The organism is Pseudomonas sp. CFBP13528 (genome assembly GCF_005233615.1).
Lineage (GTDB): Bacteria > Pseudomonadota > Gammaproteobacteria > Pseudomonadales > Pseudomonadaceae > Aquipseudomonas > Aquipseudomonas fluorescens_AM.
Window position 1 is genome coordinate 58,078 of sequence record NZ_QGAJ01000006.1, and the last position, 13,050, is coordinate 71,127.

Here is a 13,050-nt window from a genome sequence, read left to right on the forward strand (position 1 = left end):
AAACCTTAATGGTCAGCTGCCGGGCCGCCGATTGGAGCTTCAGGACGTTCATTCTGCACCACTGGCGGAGTGCCCGAGGTACCTGAACCACCTTCCCAATCGCGAGGCTCACGAGGCGTGCGCCCCGCCATGATGTCGTCGATCTGATCGGCATCAATGGTCTCGTATTTCATCAGCGCATCAGCCATCGCGTCCAGCTTGTCGCGGTTGTCGGTGAGGATCTGCTTGGCCGTGCCGTAGCATTGATCAATGATGCTGCGCACCTCGGAGTCGATCAGCTTGGCTGTCTCGCCCGAAAAACTGGCACTTTGACCGCCACCGCCGCGTCCCAGGAACACCTCGCCTTCTTCCTCGGCATACATCAAGGGACCGAGTTTTTCCGACAGGCCCCACTTGGTCACCATATTCCGTGCGATCTGGCTGGCGCGCATGATGTCGTTGGAAGCGCCGGTGGTGACACCGTCGAAGCCCAGCGTCATCTCTTCCGCAATCCGACCGCCGTACAGCGAACAGATCTGGCTGATCAGTGCGCGCTTGGAGAGGCTGTAACGATCCTCTTCCGGCAGGAACATCGTCACACCCAAGGCACGACCGCGCGGAATGATCGACACCTTGTAGACGGGGTCGTGCTCAGGCACAACCCGACCCACGATGGCGTGACCCGCTTCGTGATACGCAGTGTTCTGCTTTTCCTTCTCGGACATGACCATGGATTTGCGCTCGGCGCCCATCATGATCTTGTCCTTGGCCAACTCGAACTCTTTCATCTCAACGATGCGCTTGCCGGTACGGGCCGCAAACAACGAAGCCTCGTTGACCAGGTTGGCCAGGTCAGCACCGGAGAAGCCTGGCGTACCACGGGCAATCACGGCCGGGGCCACGTCGTCGCCCATCGGCACTTTACGCATGTGTACTTTAAGGATCTGTTCGCGACCGCGGATGTCCGGCAAGCCCACCACCACCTGGCGGTCAAAACGGCCTGGACGCAGCAGCGCAGGGTCCAGTACGTCCGGACGGTTGGTTGCGGCGATGACGATGATGCCGTCATTCATCTCGAAACCGTCCATCTCCACCAGTAACTGGTTGAGGGTCTGCTCACGCTCGTCATGACCGCCACCCATGCCGGCGCCACGATGGCGACCCACGGCATCGATTTCGTCGATGAAGATGATGCATGGCGCGTGCTTCTTGGCCTGTTCGAACATATCGCGAACACGGCTGGCACCGACACCGACGAACATCTCGACAAAGTCAGAACCGGAAATGGTGAAGAACGGCACCTTGGCTTCGCCGGCAATCGCCTTGGCCAGCAAGGTTTTACCGGTACCCGGCGGGCCGACCATCAGTACGCCACGAGGAATGCGCCCGCCCAGGCGCTGGAACTTGCCCGGATCACGCAGGAACTCGACCAGCTCACCCACTTCTTCCTTGGCTTCGTCGCAACCGGCGACATCAGCCAGGGTGGTTTTCACCTGGTCCTCGGAGAGCAGGCGTGCCTTGCTCTTGCCAAAGCTCATCGGCCCGCCCTTGCCTCCCGCACCCCCTTGCATCTGGCGCATGAAGAACATGAACACGGCAATAATCACCAGGATCGGGAAGCTGGCCACCAGGAGCTGGGTCCAGATGCTCTGCTGCTCAGGCTGCTTGCCTTCCACAACAACTTTGTTGTCCACCAGGTCGCCGATCAGACCGTTGTCCTGAATGGCCGGACGAATGGTCTTGAAGCTGTCGCCATCAATACGCTTGCCGGTAATCACGTAGCCATCAACCGCTACGCGCTCGACCTTGCCATCCTTAACTTGCTGGATGAAGTCGGAATAGTTGAGGGTCTGCGGCTCGTTAGGGCTGGAGAAGTTGTTCATCACCGTCACCAGGACAGCCGCGATGATCAACCACAGGATCAGATTCTTTGCCATATCGTTCAATTAACTACCCTCTGAAGCAAGCTCCGCTACTGGCGCGCGCTTCGCATGATATTCACCGGCCTAACTTACTACATTACCTACAACACTGGCAGGCGCCGTCTGTAACCCTTTGTGAAACTTTGACTACACAATAATCGTAAAGCTTCATGACGAAAGCGATATAAAAAAACCTATCGCCCTCCTCGAATCTCTCAAAAACGCTCTTCGCTCGCCGCGCCTTCAACGCCGCGAAAGCCGCGGCAGAGCAGGTATTGCTCCCGAGACCTGTCCCGGGAAGAGTCAGGCTTGCGTGTTTGCACCTTATCGAACAGCTTGCGGATGTTCTTGTGGTACTCGTCAAACCCTTCGCCCTGGAAGACTTTCACCAGGAAATCACCACCAGGACGCAGTACCCGACCCGCCAGATCCAGCGCCAGTTCACACAGGAACATGGCACGCGGCATATCGACGGCCGGTAATCCACTCATATTGGGGGCCATGTCGGAAATCACAAGGTCTACCTGCGAATTTCCCACCGCCTCAAGAATCTCTGCGAGCACAGTGTCCTGGGTGAAATCACCATGAACAAAGGTCACATCCGGGATGCTGTCCATCTCCAGGATGTCTGAAGCGATCAAGCGGCCCTGCCCACCAATCAGACGACTGGTCACCTGGGACCAGCCACCCGGGGCCGCACCCAGGTCAATAACGCTCATGCCGGGACGGATCAATTTGTCCTTGTCCTGGATCTCCAGCAACTTGTAGCTGGCCCGGGAACGGTAGCCGTCCTTCTGCGCCTTTTTGACGTAAGGATCGTTGAAATGCTCTTGTAGCCATTTAAGGCTGGTTTTGGAACGGGCCACGGGCCACCTCGAAAAATAAAACGGGTCGTGATTAACTGGGCGGTCCCGGACTCGCTCGGGTAAACTGGCCGCCGCTTTTTACAAGATCAGACGCAGGGGTCAGATTATGCCGCTCACTCAAGAGCAGAAGAAACAGTACAAATCCATTGGCCACCATCTGAAACCAGTTCTGATTGTGGCAGACAACGGTTTGACTGAAGGTGTGTTAGCCGAATTCGAACGCGCACTCAATGATCATGAACTGATCAAGATCAAGGTCAATATCCTTGATCGCGAAGCGCGCCTGGCCGCCGTTGCAGAACTGTGCAAGGTGGGCAAGGCGGACCTGGTCCAGGTTATCGGCAAGATGGCGCTGCTGTACCGCAAGAACTTCAGCGTCAACAAGCAACTGTCGAACGTTCATCGCTTCAAGTGATGAAAAGGGTCAAGGGCGTGCTTCGCGCGCCCCGCCACTCCATCCCGGTGCGGGCTGTACAACCAGCACCAGGCCGGAGAACCCTAGCACAAGATAGCTGAATAGCTGCCAGCGCAACGCTTGCGGCAGCCAGACATGCACAACGCAATACATTGCACACGCATACAGCGCCATCAGTAGCAGCTGGCCGCGAATATCCCGCCACAAACTCCCCAAGCCTTCAGCCTTGACCAGCACCCATGCCTGGAGCGTCACGCACGCCGCCGCAAAAGCCACCAGCAACGTACTGAGCAATCCGTCGATCTCATCGATCAGCAGCGGTGCCAGGCCAATCAGGCCCAGCACCGGCAACACGCCAATGTGCAACAACCACAGGCCACCCACCCAAAGCATCTGGGAGAGCTGCCAAAGCATGGCGCCCGCACGAAGCGGGCGCCGTCTTTCAGATGTGACGAACTTCGACAATCTCGTACTCGATCACGCCGCTCGGCGTTTTCACGGCAACCACGTCGCCCTCTTCCTTGGCAATCAAGGCACGGGCAATGGGTGAGCCGACAGAGATCTTGCCTTTCTTGAAGTCAGCCTCGTCCTCGCCCACGATCTGGTAGGTCACGCTTTCATCGGTCTCGACGTTGGCGATTTCCACGGTCGTGCCAAAAATCACCTTGCCGGTATGCGGGATGGTCGTGACGTCGATGATCACCGCATTCTGCATGCGGCCTTCAATATCACGGATCCGCGCCTCGACCATACCCTGCTGCTCGCGAGCCGCGTGGTATTCGGCGTTTTCCTTCAAGTCACCCAACTCGCGGGCCGTACCGATGTCCTGGCTCAGCTTTGGACGTACGACTTTGGTCAGATGGGCGTGCTCCTCTTCCAGGGCGCGAGCGCCCTGAACGGTCATCGGGTATTTGGTTATGCTCATGCCTTCAATCCTGCGTGTAGATCCTGCAAGCGACGCACGGTCTTTTCCGGACCGAACTTGAGCGCTTCGCAGATGGCTTCGCCAGCAGCAATGGTGGTGGTGCAATAGATCTTGTGCTGCAAGGCATTACGACGAATGGAGTAGGAGTCCGCGATCGACTGGCGACCTTCGGTGGTGTTGATGATCAGGGTGACTTCGTCATTCTTGATCATGTCGACCACGTGCGGACGGCCCTCCGTCACTTTGTTCACGCGGCGTACTTTCAGGCCGGCCGCTTCGATCAGCTTGGCGGTCCCGGCGGTAGCCACGACTTCAAAGCCCAAGTTGATCAGATCACGGGCCACACCCGCAACCAGTGGCTTGTCGTCATCGCGCACGCTGATAAACGCAGTACCGCCGGTCGGCAGCACTTCGCTGGCGCCCATCTGGGCCTTGGCGAAGGCTTCGCCGAAGGTGTCGCCCACGCCCATCACTTCACCGGTGGACTTCATTTCCGGGCCCAGGATCGGGTCCACGCCAGGGAATTTGGCGAAGGGGAACACCGCCTCTTTCACGCTGTAGAAGTTCGGAATGATTTCCTTGGTGAAGCCGATTTCCTTCAGGGTCTTACCGGCCATTACGCGCGCAGCGATCATGGCCAGGGACACACCGATGCACTTGGACACGAAAGGCACGGTACGCGAAGCGCGCGGGTTGACTTCGATGACGTAGATGTCTTCGCCTTGCAGCGCCAACTGCACGTTCATCAGGCCGACCACGCCCAGCTCCAGGGCCATTTTCTTGACCTGTTCGCGCATCTCGTCCTGGATGTGCGCCGGCAGCGAGTACGGCGGCAGCGAGCACGCGGAGTCACCGGAGTGAACGCCCGCCTGCTCGATGTGCTGCATGATCGCGCCGATCACCACGTCGGTACCGTCGCACACCGCGTCCACGTCCATTTCGATGGCGCAGTTGAGGAAATGGTCGAGCAGCACCGGGCTGTCGTTGGAAACTTTCACCGCGTCGCGCAGGTAGCGCTTGAGCTCATCTTCTTCGTAGACGATTTCCATCGCGCGGCCGCCCAGTACGTAGGACGGACGCACCACCAGCGGGTAGCCGATCTTGCTGGCTGCGCGGATGGCTTCGTCTTCGCTGCGCACGGTGGCGTTTGGCGGCTGACGCAGGTTCAGGCGCTCGACCATCTGCTGGAAGCGCTCACGGTCTTCTGCACGGTCGATGGCATCCGGGCTGGTGCCGATGATCGGCACGCCGGCGGCTTCCAGGGCACGCGCCAGTTTCAACGGGGTTTGGCCGCCGTACTGGACGATCACGCCCTTTGGCTTCTCGACGCGGCAGATTTCCAGTACGTCTTCCAGGGTTACCGGCTCGAAGTACAGGCGGTCGGACGTGTCGTAGTCAGTGGAAACCGTTTCCGGGTTGCAGTTGACCATGATGGTCTCGTAGCCGTCTTCGCGCAGGGCGAGAGCGGCGTGAACGCAGCAATAGTCAAACTCGATGCCCTGGCCGATACGGTTCGGACCGCCACCCAGAATGATGATCTTATCGCGGCCTGACGGCGCGGCTTCACACTCTTCTTCATAGGTGGAGTACATGTACGCAGTGTCGGTGGCGAACTCGGCGGCGCAGGTGTCAACGCGCTTGTAGACCGGGAAGATGTCCAGCTTGTGGCGATGAGTACGCAGGTTCTTTTCGGTCACACCCAGCAACTTGGCCAGACGCTGGTCGGAGAAGCCTTTGCGCTTGAGACGGAACATCAGGTCGCGGTCGATGGACGACAGGCCAAGGGTCTTGACCTTCTCTTCTTCCTTGATCAGGTCTTCGATCTGCACCAGGAACCACGGGTCGATCATGTTCATGCCGAAAATATCTTCGACGCTCAGGCCGGCACGGAAGGCGTCAGCCACGTACCAGATACGCTCGGCGCCTGGCACGGTCAGCTCGCGCTTGAGGATGCTCATGCTTTCCGGGTTGCTCAGGTCGAGCTTCTCGTCCAGGCCGCAAACGCCGACTTCCAGGCCGCGCAGGGCTTTCTGCAGGGACTCCTGGAACGTGCGGCCGATGGCCATGACTTCACCGACCGACTTCATCTGAGTGGTCAGGCGCGCATCGGCCTTGGCGAATTTTTCGAAGGCAAAGCGCGGCAGCTTGGTCACAACGTAGTCGATAGACGGCTCGAAAGACGCCGGCATGGCGCCGCCCGTGATTTCGTTTTGCAACTCGTCCAGGGTGTAACCGATCGCCAGCTTGGCAGCGATACGCGCAATCGGGAAGCCGGTCGCTTTCGAGGCCAGCGCCGAAGAACGCGATACACGCGGGTTCATCTCGATCACGACCATGCGGCCTGTGTCCGGGCAGATACCGAACTGAACGTTGGAACCACCGGTTTCAACGCCGATTTCACGCAATACCGCCAACGAGGCGTTCCGCATGATCTGGTATTCCTTGTCCGTCAGGGTCTGCGCCGGCGCAACGGTGATCGAGTCACCAGTGTGCACGCCCATCGGGTCGAAGTTTTCGATGGAGCAGACGATGATGCAGTTGTCCTTTTTATCGCGGACAACCTCCATCTCGTACTCTTTCCAGCCGATCAGGGATTCGTCGATCAGCAGCTCTTTGGTCGGAGACAGGTCCAGGCCACGGGCGCAGATCTCTTCGAATTCTTCGCGGTTGTAAGCAATGCCACCACCGGTGCCGCCCATGGTGAAGGACGGACGGATAATGCAGGGGAAGCCCAGCTTTTCGAGAACCGCGTTGGCCTCTTCCATGCTGTGGGCGATACCGGAGCGCGGGCAGTCAAGGCCGATGGACTTCATCGCCTTGTCGAAACGCGAACGGTCTTCCGCCTTGTCGATGGTGTCCGCGTTCGCACCGATCATCTCGACGCCGAACTTTTCCAGGACACCTTCACGCTCCAGGTCCAGGGCGCAGTTCAGCGCGGTCTGGCCGCCCATGGTTGGCAACAGCGCGTCCGGACGCTCTTTTTCGATGATCTTGGCCACGGTCTGCCATTTGATCGGTTCGATGTAGGTGGCGTCGGCCATGGCCGGGTCGGTCATGATGGTGGCCGGGTTGGAGTTCACCAGGATGACGCGGTAGCCCTCCTCGCGCAGGGCTTTACAGGCCTGGGCGCCGGAGTAGTCGAATTCGCAGGCCTGGCCGATCACGATCGGGCCAGCGCCGAGAATCAGGATGCTTTTTATGTCTGTACGTTTTGGCATGGGTTTGTCACTCAAATCCGCAGGTCAGTCGGCAAGCCGTCTTGAACATTCTTTGAAGAACCTGCGGGGGCCACCGAAGTTCGGGGCCACCCGCAGGCCGCTCAGTCAGCGTCGCTTGGCCATCTCATTGATGAAACGGTCGAACAGCGGCGCTACGTCGTTCGGGCCCGGGCTGGCTTCAGGGTGACCCTGGAAGCTGAACGCGCTCTTGTCGGTGCGCTCGATGCCTTGCAGGGAGCCGTCGAACAGCGACTTGTGAATAGCGCGCACGTTCGAAGGCAGGCTCGCTTCATCCACCGCAAAACCGTGGTTCTGGCTGGTAATCATGACAACGCCGGTGTCCAGGTCCTGCACGGGGTGGTTGGCACCGTGGTGACCGTGGCCCATTTTCAGGGTCTTGGCGCCCGAGGCCAGGGCCAGCAACTGGTGGCCGAGGCAGATACCGAATACCGGAATCTCGGTTTCCAGCACGTCCTTGATCGCCTGGATGGCGTAGTCGCATGGCTCGGGGTCACCAGGGCCGTTGGACAGGAACACGCCGTCCGGTTGCAGGGCGAGTACATCGCTGGCCGGGGTTTGCGCCGGCACCACGGTCACGCGGCAGCCGCGCTCAACCAGCATGCGCAGGATGTTGTACTTGACGCCGTAGTCGTAGGCCACAACGTGATAAGGCAGCTCAGCGGCATCGATAGTCGCGTGGCTGTCGGTCTTCAGGTCCCAGACAGTGGAGCGCCATTCGTACTTCTCTTTGACGCTGACGACTTTCGCCAGGTCCATGCCCTTCAGGCCAGGGAACCCTTGCGCTGCGGCAATCGCCGCCTCTTCGGAGATATTCTCACCGACCATGATGCAGCCGTTCTGCGAGCCTTTTTCACGCAGGATGCGCGTGAGGCGGCGCGTATCGATACCAGCGATCGCCACAACGTTGTTGGCTTTCAGGTAATCGGACAGCGACATCGTGTTACGCCAGTTGCTCGCAACCAGTGGCAGGTCACGAATCACCAGACCTGCCGACCAGACACGATCAGACTCGGCGTCTTCCGGTGTAGTACCGGTGTTGCCGATGTGCGGATAGGTCAGGGTAACGATCTGCTGGGCGTAGGAAGGATCGGTAAGGATTTCCTGATAGCCTGTCATGGCGGTGTTGAACACCACCTCACCAACAGTTTGACCGTCGGCTCCAATGGCTTCGCCGCGAAAAATGCTGCCATCAGCAAGGGCGAGTATGGCTGGCTTAGTCAAGAAGACCTCCCGTAAATAAAGCCTGAAAGGGCGATCGCAGGTTGCAAAAAAGCGGAGTGACGTATGGACACGTCACCCCGCTTCTTCACTGAATTATTCTGCGCGCTTTTAGTGGACACACTAAAGCTGTAGCTTACAGAAAAAGGCTTTTTTGGTCCACCGCTAATGAGCCTGAAAGGCAGGGGAATGCGACAGGGCGTCGCTTAGCGGGTAAAACGGGGCCCAAGCATAAGCTTGAGGCCCTGTTTAAGCTACCGATTAGTGCAGGTCGAGTACATCACGCATGTCGTACAGACCAGGCTCGCGCCCCTCCAACCAGAGCGCAGCACGCACCGCGCCCTTGGCGAACGTCATTCGGCTGGACGCCTTGTGCGTGATTTCCAGGCGCTCGCCTTCAGTGGCAAACAGCACAGTGTGATCACCGACCACATCACCACCGCGCACAGTGGCAAATCCAATGGTGTCGCGCGCACGCGCACCGGTATGCCCTTCACGGCCATACACCGCCACTTTCGACAGGTCACGCCCCAACGCATCAGCGATGGCCTCGCCCATCCGCAAGGCAGTCCCGGACGGCGCATCGATCTTGTGACGATGATGGGTTTCGATAATTTCGATATCCGCTTCATCGCCCAATACACGAGCCGCCATGTCCAGCAACTTGAGGGAAAGATTCACGCCCACGCTGAAGTTCGCTGCAAAGACGATCGGAATATCCTTGCCCGCCTGAGCCAGCAACTGCTTCTGCTCAACCGTCAAACCGGTGGTACCGATCACCATCGCCTTGCCTGCCTTACGGCAGAATGCCAGGTTTTCCAGCATCACCTCCGGCAGCGTGAAATCGATCAACACGTCGAACTCGTCGGCCACCTGCCCCAGGTGACCGGACAACGAAACGCCAATACGGCCCAGCGAAGCCAACTCACCCGCATCTGCACCGATCAACGTGCTGCCCGGACGAACGATCGCCGCAGTCAGCCCGGACGCCGGCGAGCGCTGCTGCACGGCTTCGACCAGCGTTTTGCCCATGCGCCCGGCAGCGCCCATTACGGCTATACGTCGCATACTCAATTCCTTACAGGTCGCCGAAGAAGCGCTTCACGCCATCGAAAAAACCCGTGGTTTTTGGCGAATGGGAGTCATCACCTTCCAACGAACTGCGGAACTCTTCAAGCAGCTCACGCTGACGGCGATTCAGGTTGACGGGCGTTTCTACCGCCACACGACACATCAGGTCGCCTGCCCCACCACCGCGCACCGGCGCAACGCCTTTGCCACGGATACGGAACTGCTTGCCGGTCTGCGTGCCCTCTGGAATCTTGAGCTTGACCCGACCGTCCAGCGTCGGAATTTCCAGTTCACCACCCAGGGCCGCATCGACAAAGCTGATCGGCACTTCACAGAACAGATGCTTGCCATCGCGCTGGAAGATCGAGTGCTCGCGCACATTGATCACCACATACAGGTCGCCCGTAGGCCCACCTTGAGTACCCGCTTCCCCTTCACCCGACAGACGAATGCGGTCACCGGTATCCACGCCCGCCGGCACTTTCACCGACAGCGTCTTGTACTCTTCGACACGACCTTCGCCATGGCAGGAATCGCACGGGTCGGAAATGATCTTGCCCTGGCCATGGCAACGCGGGCAGGTTTGCTGCACCGAGAAGAAGCCCTGCTGCATCCGAACCTGGCCGATACCGCCGCAGGTCGGGCAGGTGATTGGCGAAGAGCCCTTTTTGGCACCCGAGCCGTCGCACGGTTTGCAGTTGACCAGCGTCGGTACACGGATGTTGACGCTGGTGCCGCGCACGGCTTCTTCCAGGTTCAGCTCCAGGGTATAGCGCAGGTCGCTGCCACGCTGGGCCCCGCCACGCTGACCACCACGGCCACCGCCAAAGAAATCACTGAACACATCACCGAAAATATCGGAGAAGTTCTGGCCACCAAAACCGGCACCGCCGCCGCCCATGCTCGGGTCGACACCGGCATGGCCATACTGGTCGTAGGCTGCACGCTTGTTGGGATCAGACAGACATTCGTAGGCCTCATTGGCCTCTTTGAACATTTCTTCGGATTCTTTGCTATCCGGATTACGGTCCGGGTGGTGCTTCATCGCCAGGCGACGGTAAGCCTTTTTCAGGTCCGCCTCGCTAGCCCCGCGCTCCACACCCAATACTTCGTAATAGTCACGCTTTGCCATAAGTCTTTGCACTCTTAAGGACGTTCAGCCAGACCCTCCTGAGCCTCGCCAAACTCGTTGAGCCCCAATGCAGGCCCGGACCCAACTCACGTCAATTCAACGATCCTGGTCATTACTACTTTTTAGCCGGCCACCCGACTAAAAACGCGGCATTTACTGCTCGGAAAGCAGGAGCATTCCCGACCACACCGCCAGCACCCGAACGCTGTCGCATACTGTAAAAATTCGCATACCCCAGACACGCCAACGCGGGAGCAAGCTCCCGCGCGGCGACATCCTACCAGTCACCGCTTGTGAGCGGTCAACCGGGCGACCAAGTTACTTCTGGTCTTTGACTTCTTCGAACTCGGCATCGACAACATCATCGTGCTTGGCTTCAGGTTCTGCTTGCTGCGCAGCACCTTCAGCCGGCTGGCCTTGTTCGGCGTACATTTTCTGAGCCACTGGCGCGGAAACCTTCGACAGCTCCTCAACCTTGGCTTCGATAGCGGCCTTGTCATCGCCTTTGATAGCGGCTTCCAGGGCAACCACAGCGGCTTCGATTGCAGCTTTCTCTTCGGCACTCACCTTGTCGCCAGCATCAGCGACCATTTTGCGCGTCGAGTGAACCAGCGCATCACCCTGGTTACGGGCGCCAGCCAACTCGGCAAACTTGGCATCCGCATCAGCATTGGCTTCAGCATCACGAATCATCTGTTGAATTTCTTCATCAGACAGGCCGGAGTTGGCCTTGATCGTGATCTTCTGCTCTTTGCCGGTAGCCTTGTCTTTCGCGCCAACGTGCAGGATGCCGTTGGCGTCGATGTCGAAGGTCACTTCGATTTGCGGCACGCCACGTGGTGCTGGTGGAATCTCGGCCAAGTCGAACTTGCCCAGGGATTTGTTCTGCGCAGCTTGCTTACGCTCGCCTTGCAGCACGTGAATGGTCACGGCGCCCTGGTTATCGTCGGCAGTCGAAAACACCTGGGATTTCTTGGTAGGAATCGTGGTGTTTTTCTCGATCAGCGCAGTCATCACGCCGCCCATGGTTTCGATACCCAGGGTCAGAGGGCTCACGTCCAGCAGCAACACGTCTTTCACGTCACCAGCCAATACCGCGCCCTGGATGGCAGCACCCATGGCGACCGCTTCGTCCGGGTTCACGTCTTTACGTGCTTCTTTACCGAAGAACTCGGTGACTTTCTGCTGTACCAGCGGCATACGGGTCTGGCCACCGACCAGGATCACGTCGTTGATCGCGCCAACGTCGATACCGGCGTCTTTCAATGCGATACGGCATGGCTCGATGGTGCGCTGAACCAGGTCTTCAACCAGTGCTTCCAACTTGGCGCGAGATATCTTCACGTTCAAGTGCTTAGGACCGGTAGCATCTGCAGTGATATACGGCAGGTTCACGTCGGTGGACATGCTCGACGACAGTTCGATCTTGGCTTTCTCGGCGGCTTCTTTCAGGCGCTGCATCGCCAGCGGGTCACCCTTGAGGTTCATGCCGCTTTCTTTCTTGAATTCGTCAACGAGGTAGTCGATCAGACGGATGTCGAAGTCTTCACCACCCAGGAATGTGTCGCCGTTGGTGGCCAACACTTCGAACTGGTGCTCGCCGTCAACTTCAGCGATCTCGATGACGGAGACGTCGAAAGTACCACCACCCAAGTCATAAACGATCACAGTGTGGTCGCCTTTGGCCTTGTCCATACCGTAGGCCAGGGCCGCCGCAGTGGGTTCGTTGATGATACGTTTTACGTCCAGGCCGGCGATGCGGCCGGCATCTTTGGTCGCCTGGCGCTGGCTGTCGTTGAAGTAGGCCGGAACGGTGATCACCGCTTCGGTCACGGTTTCACCGAGGTAATCTTCGGCAGTCTTCTTCATCTTTTTCAAGACTTCAGCCGAGATCTGCGGCGCAGACATCTTGTTGCCGTTTACTTCAACCCAGGCGTCACCGTTGTCGGCCTTGGCGATTTTGTAAGGCACCATCTTGATGTCTTTCTGTACGACTTCTTCGTCGAACTTACGACCGATCAGACGCTTTACCGCGTACAGGGTGTTGTGCGGGTTGGTAACGGCCTGACGCTTGGCCGACTGACCGACCAGAATCTCGCCGTCGTTGGCGTAAGCGATGATCGACGGCGTGGTACGCGCGCCTTCAGCGTTTTCGATGACTTTGGCCTTGCCGTTTTCCATGACCGAGACGCACGAGTTGGTGGTCCCCAGGTCGATACCGATAATTTTGCCCATGATTCACTCTCCCGAAACTTGAATTTGGATGCCGCAGCAGTTGTGGCT

10 protein-coding genes are annotated in these 13,050 nt (G+C 58.6%); 1 reads left to right on the forward strand and 9 read right to left on the reverse strand.

Annotation, left to right across the window (positions count from 1 at the left end; genetic code table 11):
• Positions 1-5: 5 nt before the first annotated feature.
• The gene (gene ftsH, locus PspCFBP13528_RS14045) at positions 6-1,916 is read right to left on the reverse strand and encodes an ATP-dependent zinc metalloprotease FtsH (RefSeq protein WP_057725015.1); all 1,911 of its coding nucleotides are present in this window, start codon (positions 1,914-1,916) and stop codon (positions 6-8) included.
• Between the two features lie 200 nt (positions 1,917-2,116).
• Positions 2,117-2,767: a 23S rRNA (uridine(2552)-2'-O)-methyltransferase RlmE gene (gene rlmE / locus PspCFBP13528_RS14050; RefSeq protein WP_065892263.1), complete on the reverse strand. Its 651-nt coding sequence runs from the start codon at positions 2,765-2,767 to the stop codon at positions 2,117-2,119.
• Positions 2,768-2,873: 106 nt separating this feature from the next.
• On the opposite strand from rlmE, the gene PspCFBP13528_RS14055 reads away from it, so the two are divergent.
• Entirely contained in the window at positions 2,874-3,182 is a 309-nt protein-coding gene (locus PspCFBP13528_RS14055) for a YhbY family RNA-binding protein (protein WP_003176146.1), read from the forward strand.
• Positions 3,183-3,191: 9 nt separating this feature from the next.
• Here the strand turns inward: PspCFBP13528_RS14055 and PspCFBP13528_RS14060 are convergent, their stop codons facing one another.
• The 7 genes from PspCFBP13528_RS14060 to dnaK all read right to left on the reverse strand — a co-directional run bounded on the left by PspCFBP13528_RS14060 (position 3,192) and on the right by dnaK (position 13,002).
• Complete coding sequence (locus tag PspCFBP13528_RS14060; RefSeq protein WP_137200426.1) at positions 3,192-3,596, reverse strand: MFS transporter; 405 nt, start codon at positions 3,594-3,596, stop codon at positions 3,192-3,194.
• A gap of 28 nt (positions 3,597-3,624) precedes the next feature.
• Positions 3,625-4,101 (reverse strand): transcription elongation factor GreA, encoded by a 477-nt coding sequence (gene greA / locus PspCFBP13528_RS14065; RefSeq protein ID WP_065952218.1) that lies wholly within the window; start codon positions 4,099-4,101, stop codon positions 3,625-3,627.
• Positions 4,102-4,103: 2 nt separating this feature from the next.
• Complete coding sequence (carB, locus tag PspCFBP13528_RS14070; RefSeq protein WP_137200427.1) at positions 4,104-7,325, reverse strand: carbamoyl-phosphate synthase large subunit; 3,222 nt, start codon at positions 7,323-7,325, stop codon at positions 4,104-4,106.
• 105 nt (positions 7,326-7,430) lie between these two features.
• Entirely contained in the window at positions 7,431-8,567 is a 1,137-nt protein-coding gene (gene carA / locus PspCFBP13528_RS14075; RefSeq protein ID WP_065952175.1) for a glutamine-hydrolyzing carbamoyl-phosphate synthase small subunit, read from the reverse strand.
• Positions 8,568-8,825: 258 nt separating this feature from the next.
• Positions 8,826-9,632 carry a 4-hydroxy-tetrahydrodipicolinate reductase gene (gene dapB / locus PspCFBP13528_RS14080; RefSeq protein ID WP_065952174.1) on the reverse strand — a complete coding sequence of 269 codons (807 nt, stop codon included), beginning with the start codon at positions 9,630-9,632 and terminating at the stop codon, positions 8,826-8,828.
• 10 nt (positions 9,633-9,642) lie between these two features.
• Complete coding sequence (gene dnaJ / locus PspCFBP13528_RS14085; protein ID WP_065883934.1) at positions 9,643-10,767, reverse strand: molecular chaperone DnaJ; 1,125 nt, start codon at positions 10,765-10,767, stop codon at positions 9,643-9,645.
• Between the two features lie 318 nt (positions 10,768-11,085).
• Complete coding sequence (gene dnaK / locus PspCFBP13528_RS14090) at positions 11,086-13,002, reverse strand: molecular chaperone DnaK (protein ID WP_101219540.1); 1,917 nt, start codon at positions 13,000-13,002, stop codon at positions 11,086-11,088.
• Between the last annotated feature and the right edge of the window lie 48 nt (positions 13,003-13,050).